The sequence below is a fragment of the Acinetobacter sp. GN11 genome (genome assembly GCF_054823985.1).
In genome coordinates this window covers 1-14,833 of the sequence record NZ_JRVL01000101.1, presented here as the reverse complement: position 1 = coordinate 14,833, position 14,833 = coordinate 1, and the positions used below count along the sequence as shown (strand labels likewise).

General features: G+C 37.8%; 18 protein-coding genes. 13 read left to right on the top strand and 5 right to left on the bottom strand.

What is annotated here, in order from left to right; translation table 11 throughout:
• Positions 1 to 160: 160 nt before the first annotated feature.
• The 3 genes from NL42_RS10635 to NL42_RS10625 are packed head-to-tail and all read left to right on the top strand — an operon-like array spanning position 161 to position 2,387.
• Positions 161 to 664, top strand: coding sequence for a YfiR family protein (locus NL42_RS10635; RefSeq protein ID WP_016140167.1), 504 nt, complete (start codon positions 161 to 163; stop codon positions 662 to 664).
• 5 nt (positions 665 to 669) lie between these two features.
• On the top strand, positions 670 to 1,893 hold the full coding sequence (locus NL42_RS10630; protein WP_004796327.1) for a diguanylate cyclase domain-containing protein: 1,224 nt from the start codon (positions 670 to 672) through the stop codon (positions 1,891 to 1,893).
• A 14-nt stretch (positions 1,894 to 1,907) separates the two neighbouring features.
• Positions 1,908 to 2,387 (top strand): OmpA family protein, encoded by a 480-nt coding sequence (locus NL42_RS10625; RefSeq protein ID WP_004796325.1) that lies wholly within the window; start codon positions 1,908 to 1,910, stop codon positions 2,385 to 2,387.
• Between the two features lie 47 nt (positions 2,388 to 2,434).
• Here NL42_RS10625 and NL42_RS10620 read toward each other — a convergent pair whose 3' ends face one another.
• Positions 2,435 to 3,445 (bottom strand): metallophosphoesterase, encoded by a 1,011-nt coding sequence (locus NL42_RS10620; RefSeq protein ID WP_461312715.1) that lies wholly within the window; start codon positions 3,443 to 3,445, stop codon positions 2,435 to 2,437.
• Between the two features lie 106 nt (positions 3,446 to 3,551).
• On the opposite strand from NL42_RS10620, the gene NL42_RS10615 reads away from it, so the two are divergent.
• Entirely contained in the window at positions 3,552 to 5,177 is a 1,626-nt protein-coding gene (locus NL42_RS10615; RefSeq protein WP_461312714.1) for a phospholipase D-like domain-containing protein, read from the top strand.
• On the opposite strand, the gene NL42_RS10610 is transcribed toward NL42_RS10615, so the two are convergent.
• Complete coding sequence (locus NL42_RS10610) at positions 5,178 to 5,987, bottom strand: lysophospholipid acyltransferase family protein (RefSeq protein WP_461312713.1); 810 nt, start codon at positions 5,985 to 5,987, stop codon at positions 5,178 to 5,180.
• A 214-nt stretch (positions 5,988 to 6,201) separates the two neighbouring features.
• Between NL42_RS10610 and hflX the strand changes: the two genes are divergently transcribed.
• The 4 genes from hflX (at position 6,202) to NL42_RS10590 (ending at position 9,161) form a co-directional block, all read left to right on the top strand.
• Positions 6,202 to 7,545, top strand: coding sequence for a ribosome rescue GTPase HflX (hflX, locus tag NL42_RS10605; protein WP_005299917.1), 1,344 nt, complete (start codon positions 6,202 to 6,204; stop codon positions 7,543 to 7,545).
• Between the two features lie 33 nt (positions 7,546 to 7,578).
• Complete coding sequence (locus tag NL42_RS10600) at positions 7,579 to 7,950, top strand: hypothetical protein (RefSeq protein ID WP_461312712.1); 372 nt, start codon at positions 7,579 to 7,581, stop codon at positions 7,948 to 7,950.
• Between the two features lie 10 nt (positions 7,951 to 7,960).
• On the top strand, positions 7,961 to 8,635 hold the full coding sequence (locus NL42_RS10595) for an LrgB family protein (protein ID WP_461312711.1): 675 nt from the start codon (positions 7,961 to 7,963) through the stop codon (positions 8,633 to 8,635).
• An 82-nt stretch (positions 8,636 to 8,717) separates the two neighbouring features.
• Entirely contained in the window at positions 8,718 to 9,161 is a 444-nt protein-coding gene (locus NL42_RS10590) for a DUF2147 domain-containing protein (RefSeq protein WP_016140160.1), read from the top strand.
• A 57-nt stretch (positions 9,162 to 9,218) separates the two neighbouring features.
• On the opposite strand, the gene NL42_RS10585 is transcribed toward NL42_RS10590, so the two are convergent.
• Genes NL42_RS10585 through pdxA form a run of 3 tightly spaced genes read right to left on the bottom strand, consistent with a single transcriptional unit; the run spans position 9,219 to position 11,881 of the window.
• A complete protein-coding gene (locus NL42_RS10585) occupies positions 9,219 to 10,061 on the bottom strand; it encodes a symmetrical bis(5'-nucleosyl)-tetraphosphatase (protein ID WP_461312710.1) in 843 nt (280 codons plus the stop codon).
• Complete coding sequence (gene rsmA / locus NL42_RS10580) at positions 10,062 to 10,874, bottom strand: 16S rRNA (adenine(1518)-N(6)/adenine(1519)-N(6))-dimethyltransferase RsmA (protein ID WP_461312709.1); 813 nt, start codon at positions 10,872 to 10,874, stop codon at positions 10,062 to 10,064. It abuts the gene before it with no gap.
• Between the two features lie 23 nt (positions 10,875 to 10,897).
• Complete coding sequence (gene pdxA / locus NL42_RS10575; protein ID WP_461312708.1) at positions 10,898 to 11,881, bottom strand: 4-hydroxythreonine-4-phosphate dehydrogenase PdxA; 984 nt, start codon at positions 11,879 to 11,881, stop codon at positions 10,898 to 10,900.
• A 173-nt stretch (positions 11,882 to 12,054) separates the two neighbouring features.
• Here pdxA and rplM point away from each other — a divergent pair, with 173 nt between their 5' ends.
• The 5 genes from rplM to NL42_RS10550 all read left to right on the top strand — a co-directional run bounded on the left by rplM (position 12,055) and on the right by NL42_RS10550 (position 14,825).
• The gene (gene rplM / locus NL42_RS10570; protein WP_003656097.1) at positions 12,055 to 12,483 is read left to right on the top strand and encodes a 50S ribosomal protein L13; all 429 of its coding nucleotides are present in this window, start codon (positions 12,055 to 12,057) and stop codon (positions 12,481 to 12,483) included.
• 12 nt (positions 12,484 to 12,495) lie between these two features.
• Positions 12,496 to 12,882, top strand: coding sequence for a 30S ribosomal protein S9 (gene rpsI / locus NL42_RS10565; protein ID WP_002048725.1), 387 nt, complete (start codon positions 12,496 to 12,498; stop codon positions 12,880 to 12,882).
• Positions 12,883 to 13,056: 174 nt separating this feature from the next.
• On the top strand, positions 13,057 to 13,710 hold the full coding sequence (locus NL42_RS10560; protein WP_045437836.1) for a glutathione S-transferase N-terminal domain-containing protein: 654 nt from the start codon (positions 13,057 to 13,059) through the stop codon (positions 13,708 to 13,710).
• 6 nt (positions 13,711 to 13,716) lie between these two features.
• A complete protein-coding gene (locus NL42_RS10555) occupies positions 13,717 to 14,151 on the top strand; it encodes a ClpXP protease specificity-enhancing factor (protein ID WP_461312707.1) in 435 nt (144 codons plus the stop codon).
• Between the two features lie 17 nt (positions 14,152 to 14,168).
• Positions 14,169 to 14,825: a hypothetical protein gene (locus NL42_RS10550; RefSeq protein WP_461312706.1), complete on the top strand. Its 657-nt coding sequence runs from the start codon at positions 14,169 to 14,171 to the stop codon at positions 14,823 to 14,825.
• The last annotated feature ends 8 nt before the right edge of the window (positions 14,826 to 14,833 follow it).

Below are 14,833 nucleotides of genomic sequence, written 5' to 3'. Positions count from 1 at the left end.
TATCGAGTGCCGCTTTTTTCTTCTATTTTGCGAAAAAAGTCATATATATGCCTCCTTTTTAGGCACTTCAGTCAACTTTAGATGAGATATTAAACTTTTTTTACTTTATCAACTTCATGTAGAATAGATTATTCGTGCAATAGTTTGGCATTAACTCACCATGTGGCAGTTCGCTAAAAAAGTATTTGTTTGCATACTTGTAGTGTTTGCTACGAGTGGGCCTTGTTATGCCAATTCAAAACATAACTTTTATGTGCTTACTTTATCTATTCTAAGCTACAGTAAGTGGGAGAATGTAAACACTCCTACTCTTTGTGTTATTGATAATCCCTCTATTACATCTACCTTTCAATCTTATATCCAGCAAATGTCTTATAATTATCGTGTTCAAACTGTAAACGCGAAAGATTTTGCTCGGTCACATTGTCAGGCTGTTTATTTCTCTACTACTACGCCCCAGCAACAACAAAGTCTTATTCAGAACTATCCTTATCGTTCTTTACTTTCTTTAAGCATTAATAATTCAGAATGTGAAATAGGAAGTATCTTCTGTTTATATAACCAAAATAATTATACTACCTTTAAAGTTAACCTAGATGCTTTAAGTCACTCCAAAGTTCATATTGATCCGAGAGTATTACTCTTGGCTAAGAATGCGGAGTAAGGGTCATGATATCAAAGTTGTATCAGTCCACTTCATTACATGCTTTATTTAGAAAATCTCAATTTACTATTTTCGCAATTACTTTCTTTATCTGCTCTTTTACGTTTGTATCGATTTCTGTTTTTACAATGGAAACTTACGCCAAACAAAATTTGCAATTGCTTAGTCATACGCTATTAGAGCGTATTCAGCCTGCAGTTGTATTTAATGACAAAATTACGATTGAGCAAATTTTGAATGAATATACGAATGACCATTCAATTCGTACTATTCATATTTATGATTCAGAACATCATTTAATTGCGCAAAGCTTTAAATTATCAAGTCAGACTTCAATTTTAGAGGGCTGGTTTGATCATTGGTTTTTAAATGAACCCGTTCATCTTACAATTTATCATCACGAACAAAATGTAGGTGAACTCACTCTTTTTGGTAGTTCCGAAAAAATATTGCAGTTCCTAAAAATGATTATGGTAGGGCTTGCAATTGCGATGTTGTTTATTGTTTGCGCTTTGTGGTGGTCAGTAAACTTAACTTATCGTCAAATTATGCAGGCTATTTATCCGCTTACGAATATTGCTCAAATTGTAAGTGAACAAAAAGCTTATAATCTTCGTTTTCCTTATAATCGAATTAAAGAATTTCAAGATTTAAATACCGTTTTTAACGAGTTACTTGAAGAAATTCAGATATGGGATAACCAGCTACAAAAGGAAAATCGTAAATTATCCTTTCAGGCTCATCATGACCAACTCACCTTATTGCCTAATAGACATTATTTTTATCAGATCCTCTTAGACATGTTTGAAGATAAAGGGTTTGATAATAAGTCTGCTTTATTATTCATTGATAACAACAACTTCAAAGCGATTAATGACCAATTCGGCCATTTAGCTGGAGATGAAGTTTTAAAAGAAATGGCGAATCGTCTGCAAACTCGTCTACGTCATCAAGATTTTATTGCACGATTAGGCGGCGACGAATTTGCTGTCATTTTGCATTCCATTAGTCATGCTGATCATTTAATATCTATTGCTGAAAATTTACTCGAAAGCTGTAAAGAACCTTTGCATCTGAATGGTCAGACCATTTACTTCAGTTTTAGTGTAGGTATTGCTTTATCACAATTTGCATCTAGCCCCGAAGATTTCATTATGCAAGCAGACCAAGCAATGTATAAGGCTAAAACTTCGGATGAACACTGGTTTATCTATAAACCTGAAAATTAAATTTAGGCTAATCTATGAATACAAGATCTCTAAAACTCTCCTTTATTGCATTGCTATGCATTACTCTTGCAGGGTGCCTGAGTTTTGGTCCATTAAAATATCGTCAGGTAAAATTGCTCAAAAAAGAAGGTTTTGTGCTTACCGATGAAGGATGGACTTTAGGTTTACCAGAACGTTTGTTATTTGACTTTAATAATGCAGAGTTAAAACAAAGTCATGAAGCTGAGTTAGTACGTCTAGCAAATCAATTGAATAAATATGATCTAAATAAATTGAAAATTGTAGGTCATACTGATGATGTCGGCGATGCTGCTTATAATCAAAAGCTGTCTGAAGAACGTGCACAAAGTGTGGCAAATCTTTTCTTAGCTCGCGGGTTTAAGAAAGAAAATATCTACGTGATTGGTCGTGGGTCAACGCAACCTTATGTTCCAAATACAACCAATGAAAATCGTGCGATTAACCGACGTGTTGCTATTGTGGTTATTCCATAATTTTCAATTTATAAAAAAGCCAATCCTTTGTGATTGGCTTTTTTATTTTAAACTAACTCAATAATATCAATGGTTGGTGGCACTCTAAAACGTAAAGGAATTCCGACCATTCCTGTGCCAACGGTAACAAAGACATCTGCATGTTCATGGGAATAAAGCCCTCTTTTATGCCCTAAAATTGATACTTTTTTCATAATATAATTAGTTAACCATGGAAGCTCCACCTGCCCTCCATGTGTATGTCCAGATAACATTAATGGACGATTTGGTAATTTAGGCACCATATCAACCGTATCGGGATTATGGGACAAAATTAACCAAGGTTTGTCTTGGGGTAAATCTGGCATAGAACGCATATCAGTTTTCCCAGCCCAGAGATCGCCAATACCAATCAAACGAAATTCTTCAAAATCAACAATTTTTCCTTCGATATCAACAACTTCATTATAAAACAAGGCATCTTTTAATAATTTTTGAATTGGTGGCCCAGGATATTGCTCATCATGATTGCCAGGAACCGAGTAAACAGGCGCCTGAATTTCTTTTAAAACACTCAATTCTTGAATCAGCCTATCTTCTGGCTCATAGGTCCAGTCACCTGCCACAACCACTAAATCTGGTTGCTGCTCATTTAGTTTTTTAACTATTGTTTTTAGCTGACGTTCATGCCCTGAAAATAAACCTATATGTAAATCTGCAATTAACGCTACTTTTACAGGTTTAGTAAAACTACGATCTGGATTTAAGCGATATTGATGAGTATCGACACGTACAAGATGAGGTTCAATAAATCGGGCGTAGATTAAAACACCACTTAAGAAAAAGATAAAAATACCTTGATGAATTGAGTAGTAACCAATCCAAGCAGCATATAAATTAAAAAACCAGAGAGGAATAAGTAGATAAGAGAGATAAAATGCGAGTAAATGAACAAAAGCTTTAAATGGATGAATCGTCTCGGTCCGAGATTGGTGAATCCAAGCTTCAGAAATCGCCCATAAAGCAAGTATTGAAAATATAAAGTAAAAACAAAAAATAATTGAATTTGGATTCCACATTACGACTCTCGACTTATCTTATATTGATTGCTAGTAATCAAATTCAATATTTATCTTTCAATATGCACGAATTATACTCTAGCTCACGTTATCGTATGTACTGATTATGGCACAATCCTCTCATTCCAAACAGCTTCAAACGAATCAACAAGCTAAAGGCTTTTTGATAAAAGTCTCTATAGTCCTATGTTCTAGTTTTGCTGTGGGTTTGACAGGATGCAGTACTCTGCCAAAACATAGGGTTGAACCATTAGAATATGCAAATGATATCGACACATCGGAGACTTCACTTGCTCAAATTGTTACTCCATTACGTCAGCAAAACCCCAAGCTAACCGGTTACCACGTCTTAAATGATCCATTGGAGGCTCTAGCAGCCCGCCTAAGATTAATTGATAAAGCCGAAAAGACTTTAGATTTACAATATTACATTTGGGACAACGACAAAGTTGGTGCTTTAGCCTTGCACGCGATTATTCGGGCAGCTGATCGCGGGGTAAAAGTTCGACTTCTTATTGATGACAATAATGCCAAAAAAATAGAAGGGATTTTACTCGCCCTTTCTCAGCATAAAAATATTGAAGTGAAGCTTTTTAACCCATACCGTTTTCGTAAATATCGTGCGATGGATATGGTGCTTGATTTAAAACGTATCAATCGTCGCATGCACAATAAAAGTTTTATTGCCGACAATGAGGTTGCTCTTATTGGCGGACGTAACATGACCAATCAATATTATAATGTAAGCGATAGCTATCAATTTTCTGATGTCGATGTGATGTTGGTCGGTGCTGCTGTTGATGACATTGTGAATTCTTTTGATGACTACTGGAATCATGAATACGCCTATTCAGTTCAAAGTATTGTAAGCCCAGAGCAGCACCGTTTACGCTATGAAGGATTAAAAGAGCAACTTGAAGCTCATTACCAACAAGCAACTGTCCAAAACTTTCTAAATTTAACTGCAAAATCACATGCATTTGATAAATGGTTAAATCACAATATTCAATTCGACTGGGTTAAAGCAGAAGTCGTAAAAGACTCGCCTGATAAAATCAAATCAAAGGCTAAAAAAGAAGAGCACCTGAATTTCCAGTTAATTAACCATCTAGAAAAACCAGAAAGCAACGTTGATTTAATTTCAGCTTATTTTATTCCTGAAAAACAAGGCGCTAAAATTTTAAGCACACTTGCTAAAGAAGGCGTCGAGGTACGTGTTTTAACTAACTCGTTTAAAGCGAATGACGTTGCCGTTGTGCATGCCTTTTATGGGAAGTACCGTAAAGAACTTCTTAAGAACGGCGTACAACTTTATGAGTTTTTACCTACCCCTGATAAAAGAGATTTAAATAAAAATACTGATGAGCTTGCCACTAAAGCGAAAGTAAACATGAAAGGATTAAGCCGCTCAAGTTTACATACAAAACTGATGGCATTAGATGAACAGGTTTTTATTGGTTCATTTAATTTTGATCCACGCTCAGCTTATTTAAATACTGAAATTGGCGTAATTTTAGATAGCCCGTCGTTGGCTAAGACAATTCACCATACGATGGATGAAAATTTAAATAAATATGCTTATAAGCTAAAGCTTGACTCAAATAATCATATTTATTGGCAGCAAGAAACGCCCAATGGTCCTTTAATTTATAGACAAGAACCCGAGATGAAATGGTGGCAAAAAGCAGGCATGAAATTTCTTTCATGGCTGCCACTTGAAGGATTTATGTAATTAATTTTTTGGCTTAAGTACTTTTTGATGTAGTTGAGCCAAGCCTTCTACCATTTTTTCTTGAACTTCACGCGTTAAACTCTTCACATCATGCCCTTCCACGGAAATTGGTGGCAAAGTTAACAGATGAGCAGTTACTCTCGGCATTTCAAGTACACGTTGAATATGTTCGGCAAAAGACATCTCGCCAATGAATGGCGCAACTGTATCTAATTGTCCATCACGGTTTACATAACAAATTAAACATACCTGTACTGGGCGTTGAGCCTCAATAGCAGCCCCGAGCAAACGACCATGTACTTTCTTAACAGAATGTCCCTCTGTAGTCGTTGCTTCAGGGAAAAATAGTACAGGAATATTTTGTTTTAAAAATTCGGTAATTTGCTCACGAATTTTAACGGAATCCCCAGATCCACGCTTAATAAATAAAGTACCACCGCCTTTGGCTAGATTTCCTAAAATGGGCCAATTTTCAATTTCAGCTTTAGCAAGAAAGAAAACACGAGCACCTGAACCTAAAACAGCAACATCGAGCCAAGAAATGTGATTACTTACCCATAAAGCAGGTTCTCTAGGAATTGTTCCATGTACTTCTACATCTAAGTTAAAAACTTGACATAAACGGCGGCAAAAATATTGAACGTAGCGTGTATTGACCGGATTATTAGGATCTTTATAAAGGCCGTGTCGATAAACTAAATAAAAACCTTCACTAATTGCAGCGGTAGCCGAAGTGACTTTTTTTCCGTACAAACCTATTTTTGATAATTTCTTTAACGTTGAATTAACTATACTTTGCGTTTGAGCCATAAAATTTCACTAACGATCAATCATTGTTATACCCATCTCGAGCATTCTATACGTTTCAGAATAAACTTGCATTGATGATAGAGAACGGGGAAAAAATAAATTCAGACACCTCTAACAGCATTTAACTAATCTAAAGGATAAGAACAAACGCTTTCCCCTTTTGCATAAGTTTCATCTAGAATAAAGTTTTCCCATTTTCAGGATTTATAACCACGTGGAATATGTTGATCGGCATCAAGGCGGTGAACGCACAATTTTAGTGAGTGTTTCAGTACAATTATTAGATGATCTGGATGCCGAAGAGTTTGCTCTACTTGCACAGTCTGCTGGTGCAGATATCCTTGAACATATTAAGGTTCAGCGAAATAAACCCAATCCTAAATTTTTTATTGGTTCAGGAAAAGTCGAAGAAATTGCAGAGCGAGTTCAGGAACTAGAAGCAAGTCTGGTGATTTTTGACCATGCTTTGTCACCCGCTCAAGAACGAAATTTAGAAAGAATATTAAAATGCCGAGTCATTGATCGTACAGGATTAATTTTAGATATTTTTGCGCTACGTGCCCGTACGCATGAAGGTAAATTACAGGTCGAACTTGCACAGCTTAAGCATTTATCTACCCGTCTTATTCGTGGTTGGTCAGCCGACTTTGAGCAACAAAAAGGTGGTATTGGCTTACGTGGTCCCGGTGAAACGCAACTAGAAACAGATCGTCGTCTCATTCGTGTACGTATTGCCCAATTAAAAGATAAATTAGAAAAAGTACATCAAACACGTATACAGGGACGTGCTGCAAGACAAAAGGCAGCCATTCCAACTGTGTCTTTAGTAGGCTATACCAATGCTGGGAAATCGACTCTATTTAATATTTTAGCGAAAAGTGATGTCTACGCAGCCGACCAATTGTTTGCAACACTCGACCCAACATTACGCCGTTTGGAATGGGATGGTATTGGTACTGTAGTGCTCGCAGATACGGTAGGTTTTGTACGAAACTTACAGCATGATTTAATTGAATCATTCAAAGCAACACTTGAAGAAACCCTAGAAGCCACGCTTTTACTACATGTCATTGATAGTAATAGTCATGACATGCTTGATCAAATTGAAGCAGTTGAAGGCGTATTAAAAGAGATTGGTGCAGACGCTCCAGTACTTCGGGTATACAACAAAATTGACTTAAGTGGTGAAGAAGCCAAAATTGTTTATGCCGAGCCACATGTACCAGATCGAGTTTATGTTTCAGCTCATGCTGGCCTTGGCCTAGAATTACTTCAAAAAGCAGTACAAGAATGTTTAATGGGTCAAATTCAAAAGTTTTCTCTGATTCTTAAACCTGCTTATGGCAAATTTCGCACCCAACTTTATGCCTTAAATGTGATTGAGTCTGAACACTACGATGATGCAGGCTTATTACATATTGATGTACGTATTGCACCACATAAGCTGGAAAAGCTTATTCGCCAAGCAAAACTACCCTTAGAAGAAATCTTGGGAGAACGTGCTAATCAATTTAAGCGACCATTGGAAGAGTTTGAAATCAAGGGCGAGATCAGTTAAAACTCGATAAGTAAACTTTTAGAGATAAAAAATATGGATAAGATCAAAAGTATAGACTTGACAGCATGGGTAGCAACTTTACTACTCATTATTGGTTTTCGTGAAGGCTCTGTCATCGTCATGCGTGCTTTTGGTCATCCAGAATTAGGTAATCTGGTCGGGTTAATCAGCTTACTCACTGTTTTGATTATTTGGAGAAAGTTCAAAAAAATCCCTCTTCGAATAGTCGATACGAATAATAAAATCATGAAAGAAAGTGGTTTTGCTTTTTTACCTGTTTGTGCCGGCTCCTTAATTATGTTGGTGCATATGGGAAAAGAAATTCCACTATTCCTTTTTGTTTTAGTGGTCAGCACCCTTATACCTTTGTGGGTCTATGCAAAAATGGCAAAACGTTGGTTATAAGGAGAATAAAATGTTTACGATTTTCTACGGTTTTTTGATCACACTCATTGGTTATCTGTGTGCAAAACCTTTAAATCGACGCTTTCCGCAAATTCCACTTTTAGTTTTCGGCATGTTCATTGTTATTGCATTACTTTCAGTTTTACAAGTTCCTTATGAACAGTATCGCCTTTATGTGAATGACTTATTTGGTCATCTATTAGGTTATGTCACAGTAGCCTTAGCTATTCCTTTAGCTGCAATGCGTTACGATGATCTTCCAATTAAATCAGTCATTGGGATTTTACTTTTTGCAAGTATTAGCGCTGTTGCTTTGCCTATGGGCCTCGCTTACTTGTTACATATGTCGGAACCTACCATTCTTGCATTTGCAACCCGCGCGGTGACTACCCCTATCGCCTTGAATATCGCAACGTTATTGCATGCTCCTGAAACGCTGGTGACTCTTATTGTTATCTTATCTGGCGTTATTGGAGCAGCTTTTTCACCATTTTTACTTAAACATATTCATGATGAAAGAGCATCAGGTTTAGCCTTAGGTTTAGCTGCGCATGCCATAGGAACAGCTCAAGCTTGGCAACGCGGACCAGTTGCAGGTCGCTACGCTGCATTTGGTATGGCTTTAAATGGTGTATTTACTGCGATTTGGCTGCCGACATTCATGTTATCTTTTGGAATACATTGATTAAAAAGTAGTTTAAATAAACATTGAACCAGTTAACAATTAGAAATAAGATGATCTTTCAAAGTTAAAAGGATTTTTAATTATGGGGAAAATTTTTATTGGAGCTATGCTCTTACTGGGGATTAATACTGCTACATTTGCAGCAGATATTACAGGTCTTTGGCAAACAATTGATGATAAGACAAGTGCTCCAAAAGCACAGGTAGAAATACGAAAAGAAGCCAATGGAACCTATGCTGGAAAAGTGGTTAAAGTTACACCTCGTCCGGGTTATACCCCTAAAGAGATTTGTGACAATTGCCCAGCACCATATACCAATAAACCAATTTTAGGATTGGATATTGCAACGGGTTTAAAGCGAACAGACGGTTCTAATTACACAGGTGGGAGAATTTTAGATCCTAACACTGGTAAAGTTTATGGACTTAAAGCAAAACTTAACGCAAGTGGTAAACTTCTCCATCTGCGTGGATACCTTGGGGTTTCAGCATTAGGCCGTAACCAAATATGGATACGTGTTGAATAGTTAAAAAAGCCGCTTATGCGGCTTTTTTATTTTCACTCATGAAAAGAATTGCTTTCACTATATTTGCACTGGATTATCGACAGCAAAGATTTCTTTATCTTCAAGACGATAAGCCATTAGCTTTCTGCCCCAAACACAGCCGCCATCAATATTCTGGATTTGCTCATTGATGCTTCTACCTTCTAGCGCAGCCCAATGACCAAAAATAATCTGATGAGTCTCAGCAGCTTTACTTGGAAATTCGAACCAAGGTAAATAGCCTTCTGGCATTGGCGCATCTAGAGCATCTTTAAAACTGAACTCTAAAGCCCCTTCTGCGTTGGTTAAACGCATACGGGTCAAATAATTAGTAATACAACGTAAACGAGCTGAACCCGTTAAGTCATCTTCCCACAAATCTGGTTTTGAGCCATACATTTCTGCCAAAAAGGCATCCAATACAGATAAATCTTGATGTGAGAGTACTGCTTCAACCTCTTTTGCAAGCGTTGCAGTTTTTTGGGCATCCCAAATGCAAGGTATACCTGCATGAGTAAGAATTGTGTGCTCGTTTGGGAATAAACATAAAGGTTGTTTACGCAACCAGTCGATTAACTCATCGCCATCAATTGCATCAATAACGTCCTGCGTGCGATCTTTTTCTTTAATCTCTTTTAAACCACGCGCGCCAGCAACTAAAGTTAGATCATGATTTCCGAGTACCGTTGCAGCAGCACCGCGATCAGCAAGTTTTTTAACAAAACGTAAGGCACCTACTGAGTTTTCACCACGAGCAACCAAATCACCTGCAAACCACAAAAAATCTTGGTCTGGATCAAAACGTATTTCTTTAAGTAAGGCTTTCAGAGCTTCAAAACACCCTTGTACATCGCCAATCACATAATTAAAACGTTTAGTCATTTATCCCACCATTTGATCGGCTAAAGCAACAAATTGAGCAAGTGTTAAAGTTTCAGGACGAGCCATCGGATCAACGCCTGCTTTTTCAAAACCATCTTCAGCAATCATACCTTTAAGACTATTTCTTAGGGTTTTACGACGTTGGGTAAATACATGACCAACCAATCGAGCTAAAGCTTTTTCATCTTTTGCAACAATTGGTTTCTGTTCATATGGAACAAGGCGGAAAACAGCACTCGTTACTTTAGGTGGCGGGTTAAATGCGCCAGCTGGTACCTCAAATAAAAACGTAGGTTGGCAATAATACTGAATCATTACCGACAAGCGCCCATATTCTTTTGAGTTCGGTTCGGCGGTAATACGTTCAACCACTTCTTTTTGCAGCATAAAGTGCATATCTTTAACTTTACTGCCAAATTCCAAGAGATGAAAAAGTAATGGAGTTGAAATGTTATAAGGTAAATTACCAACCACACGTAATGGTCGACCATCCTTTACCAGCTCGTTAAAATCATATTTTAATGCGTCAGCTTCTATAATAGTTAAACGTTCAGGATGTGGAACGCGTTCTGGTAAGCCTGCAGCTAAATCACGATCTAGCTCAACCACTGTTAATGCATCACACTCTCCAATTAAAGGAGAAGTTAAAGCAGCCAAACCTGGTCCAATTTCAACAACATTTTCACCCGCACGCGGATTCACCGAGCGCACGATTTTGGCAATGACTCGCTGATCATGTAAGAAGTTTTGACCAAAACGTTTACGAGCTTTATGCCCTTCATCTTTCGGGTTTAGGGCATTAATTTGATACATAGAACATTTCCAACATGAAAAATTTAGCTCGCTGCCAAAGATAAAGCTAAATCGACAGCGACATTTAAACTTGAGCTTTTTGCCAAACCGGTCCCAGCCAAAGACAATGCAGTGCCATGATCGACCGAAGTTCGGATGAACGGCAAACCCAATGTAATATTGATGGCCTCACCAAACCCTTGTGATTTTAACACAGGTAAACCTTGATCATGGTACATCGCAAGTACAGCATCAGCATTTTTAAGATGCTCTGGGGTAAATAAGGTATCAGCAGGCAAGCTTAGACTCATTTTAATTCCTTGCGCCCGATAAGTTTCGAGTACCGGATTAATGGTATCAATCTCTTCACGACCTAAATAGCCATCTTCACCCGCGTGAGGATTTAAGCCACACACTAATATGCGCGGATCAACAATCTTAAATTTAGTTTTTAAGTCGTGTATTAAAATATCAATGACTTGATGTAACCGCTCTTTGGTAATTGCATCAGCAACATCTCTTAAAGGCAAATGTGTAGTCGCTAAAGCAACACGCAGAGTTTTGGTTGCAAGCATCATGACGACGCGCTCTACACCTGCAATCTCTTGATAATATTCAGTGTGACCACTAAACAAAATGCCTGCATCATTAATGACTGACTTTTGTACAGGAGCAGTGGCGACCCCAACACTTTTACCAGACATTGCATAATCAGCCGAACGGCGTAATTGTTCTAATACATAAGCCGCATTAGCTGAATTTAATTGCCCATCAATAACCGCTGTTTCTAAAGGCACATGCTCTATATAAAGCTCACCCAAAGACGATGATTCAGCTTGTCCCGTATATTCTACAAATTGAATATCTATCCCTAGTTTTTGGGCACGTTGTTCTAATAAATTTCGGTCACCCAAAACAACAACAGGGCGTTCATCAATTCGCTTGGCCAAGCTCAAGCAAATATCAGGACCAATACCAGCCGGCTCACCGGAAGTGACATATAAAGGCAGCACAATCACCCCAGACACATAACGAAAATTTGTTTGATTTTAACATATCCCACATTCATCGGTTTATGGATTAAATTATGTGGCTTAAACTGGATTTTTCTTGTGACTTTGAACAAACTCGTTTAGAATGCTCGCTCCTTTTGTTTGGACAGATTCCATAGTCCAAACCAACTATAATAGGTAGTGGTTTAATGAAAACTCTCAGCGCTAAGCCAGCTGAAGTTCAACATGACTGGTATGTTGTTGATGCTTCTGGCAAAACTTTAGGTCGCCTTGCGACTGAAATCGCTCGTCGTTTACGCGGTAAGCACAAAACTTCTTATACTCCTCACGTTGACACTGGCGATTACATCGTTGTGATTAATGCTGAACAAGTTCAAGTGACTGGTAAAAAAGCGCTTGATAAGAAATATTATCGCCATACTGGTTTCCCTGGTGGTATCCGTGAGACTAACTTCGAGAAGTTAATTGCTCACAAGCCTGAAGCTGTTCTTGAAAAAGCAGTTAAAGGCATGTTACCAAAAGGTCCTCTTGGTTATGCAATGATCAAAAAAATGAAAGTGTACGCTGGTACTGAGCATCCGCATGCTGCTCAACAGCCACAAGTTTTGGACATCTAAGGGATACAGCACATGGCTACTAATTATGGTACAGGTCGCCGTAAGACCGCAACTGCACGTGTTTTCTTGTCAGCTGGTACAGGCAAACTCGTTATTAACAACCGTACTTTAGAGCAATATTTCGGTCGTGAAACTGCTCGTATGGTTGTTCGTCAACCTTTAGAACTTTTAGAAGTTACTGAAAAGTTTGACCTTTACATCACTGTTAAAGGTGGTGGTATCGGTGGTCAAGCTGGCGCGATCCGTCACGGTATTACTCGTGCGCTTATCGCTGCTGACGAAACTTTAAAACCTGTTCTTCGTCAAGCTGGTTTCGTTACTCGTGATGCTCGTGAAGTTGAACGTAAGAAACTTGGTTTACGTAAAGCTCGTAAGCGTCCTCAATTCTCTAAACGTTAATTCGTTTATCGAGTTGGACAAAAAGCCTTGGATTTTTCCAAGGCTTTTTTATTATGAAAATAGAACAATAAAATGCAAACTTATAAATATAAACAAACTATCTCGTTAGAACCGTGATTTCCAAGCGCATTTTTAGTATCCTAATCGATTCACTCAACCACGTCGTCTTGTGATATGTCGGTCGAAAACACCTCTATTCAGGGGATTACCCTTTACAGTCATGCTGATGATTTCCGTTCTCACTGGATTCGTTTCTTATTAGCAGAAAAGCAAATCAAATATCAATTGATCGTAACTGACCATGAAGACGAAGATTTGGCAAGTTTGAATCCTTATAACCAATTGCCGATGTTGGTCGAGCAAAATCTTAAATTATTTTCAGCGCCTATTATTGCTGAATATCTAGATGATCGTTATCGTCAAGGTAAGCTTTACGCGGATGCTCCAATGATGCGTGCGGAACAGCGTCAATATATATGGAGACTTGAAAACGACTGGTTCAAGTTAGCAGATCAGATGTTAAAGCATGCTGATTCTTTAAATATAGAACAAAAGCAAAAAGCTCAAAAAGAATTACGTGAAACTTTAGTTTCACTTACTCCCCTATTTCAGCATTTCCCCTATTTTATGTCTGAGCATTTCACAATCTTGGACTGCATGCTTGCACCTATCTTTTTAAGATTAAATAGCATGGGAATCGATTTACCTAAACAGCATTGTCGACCGATACTTTTGTATTGTAAACGTATCTTTGAGAGGCCTTCTTTTGCTAAATCAATGACGGCTCAAGAGAAAAACCGTTACAATGAACTATTAAATATGGAATAGTGTGATATGTCTGAGCAAACTATTGATTTAACCCCTACACGTCCTTATCTTGCTCGTGCAATCTATGAATGGATTTGTGATAACCAACTTACTCCTTATCTATTAGTAGATGCGACACAGCCACATACCGATGTTCCACAGCAATTTGTTAAAGATGGCCAAATCGTTTTAAATATCGTGCCTCATGCTGTTCATCAACTTATTATCGGAAATGAAGCCATTACTTTTTCTGCTCGTTTCGGGGGAGCATCAAAAGACATTTATGTACCTATTCAGGCTGTTTTAGGTATTTATGCACGTGAAAATGGACAAGGTTTATTCTTTGATCCTGAAGAATATGCCAATGTCACGCCTGTAGAAAATACAGTAGGGTCAGAAGTACAAGAAGCAATTGAAACAACATCGACCAAGAAAAAACCAACGTTAAGAATTTTAGATTAAATTTAGAGGAAGAAAGCATGGCATTTGATTTAGTCCAATACTTTGCTGAGCAGATAAAAATTCAAAAGCCTCAGCTTTTAAATCAATATCCAGTTAATGAAAAAAATAAACTGATTGATGAAGTGAATATTCTTGCGCTTGGAAAACTGATTAGTTTATGGCGCCAAGATGACAATAAGATTTATCAAGAAATCAAAGCTGCAGATCCACTTTATATTCAGGAAGTTGCTCGCCATTTAACAACGTCTAAGCATAATCAGTCGACTTTAAAAAATGCAGAACTAGAACAAAGTATTTCTGAAATTTTAACTTTGCAGTTAGCAGAACTTAACCAACTCGATGAAACAGGTGGTTTTGGGCATAATGGCTTAAAAGAATTAATTTTAGGTCAAGTAGAACACTTATCAGGTCAGGCAGAAGATTGGGTTTGGTCAACAAACCATCTAAATGAATTAATTGGTTCTAAACCTGTGGAACAAGAAGAGCTATCATTGGATACAACAATGAAGGAGTTCAACCAAATGGTTCACCAAGCCCAACCTCATCATGATGATTTGCATATTGAAGAACAAGCTACTGAGGTTTCTGTACCTACATGGTCAAAGATTGTTGCCCCTGTCGTTGCTTTAGCAATTTTGGGCTACCTCTACTGTATTTACACACAGCTCGTTTAATTTGATCA

Bases quoted from the DNA above. Each gene is read 5' to 3' on its own strand.
- NL42_RS10635 (WP_016140167.1), top strand. From the start codon at position 161: ATGTGGCAGTTCGCTAAAAAAGTATTTGTTTGCATACTTGTAGTGTTT.
- NL42_RS10630 (WP_004796327.1), top strand. From the start codon at position 670: ATGATATCAAAGTTGTATCAGTCCACTTCATTACATGCTTTATTTAGA.
- NL42_RS10625 (WP_004796325.1), top strand. From the start codon at position 1,908: ATGAATACAAGATCTCTAAAACTCTCCTTTATTGCATTGCTATGCATT.
- NL42_RS10620 (WP_461312715.1), bottom strand. From the start codon at position 3,445: ATGTGGAATCCAAATTCAATTATTTTTTGTTTTTACTTTATATTTTCA.
- NL42_RS10615 (WP_461312714.1), top strand. From the start codon at position 3,552: ATGGCACAATCCTCTCATTCCAAACAGCTTCAAACGAATCAACAAGCT.
- NL42_RS10610 (WP_461312713.1), bottom strand. From the start codon at position 5,987: ATGGCTCAAACGCAAAGTATAGTTAATTCAACGTTAAAGAAATTATCA.
- NL42_RS10600 (WP_461312712.1), top strand. From the start codon at position 7,579: ATGGATAAGATCAAAAGTATAGACTTGACAGCATGGGTAGCAACTTTA.
- NL42_RS10595 (WP_461312711.1), top strand. From the start codon at position 7,961: ATGTTTACGATTTTCTACGGTTTTTTGATCACACTCATTGGTTATCTG.
- NL42_RS10590 (WP_016140160.1), top strand. From the start codon at position 8,718: ATGGGGAAAATTTTTATTGGAGCTATGCTCTTACTGGGGATTAATACT.
- NL42_RS10585 (WP_461312710.1), bottom strand. From the start codon at position 10,061: ATGACTAAACGTTTTAATTATGTGATTGGCGATGTACAAGGGTGTTTT.
- rsmA (WP_461312709.1), bottom strand. From the start codon at position 10,874: ATGTATCAAATTAATGCCCTAAACCCGAAAGATGAAGGGCATAAAGCT.
- rplM (WP_003656097.1), top strand. From the start codon at position 12,055: ATGAAAACTCTCAGCGCTAAGCCAGCTGAAGTTCAACATGACTGGTAT.
- rpsI (WP_002048725.1), top strand. From the start codon at position 12,496: ATGGCTACTAATTATGGTACAGGTCGCCGTAAGACCGCAACTGCACGT.
- NL42_RS10560 (WP_045437836.1), top strand. From the start codon at position 13,057: ATGTCGGTCGAAAACACCTCTATTCAGGGGATTACCCTTTACAGTCAT.
- NL42_RS10555 (WP_461312707.1), top strand. From the start codon at position 13,717: ATGTCTGAGCAAACTATTGATTTAACCCCTACACGTCCTTATCTTGCT.
- NL42_RS10550 (WP_461312706.1), top strand. From the start codon at position 14,169: ATGGCATTTGATTTAGTCCAATACTTTGCTGAGCAGATAAAAATTCAA.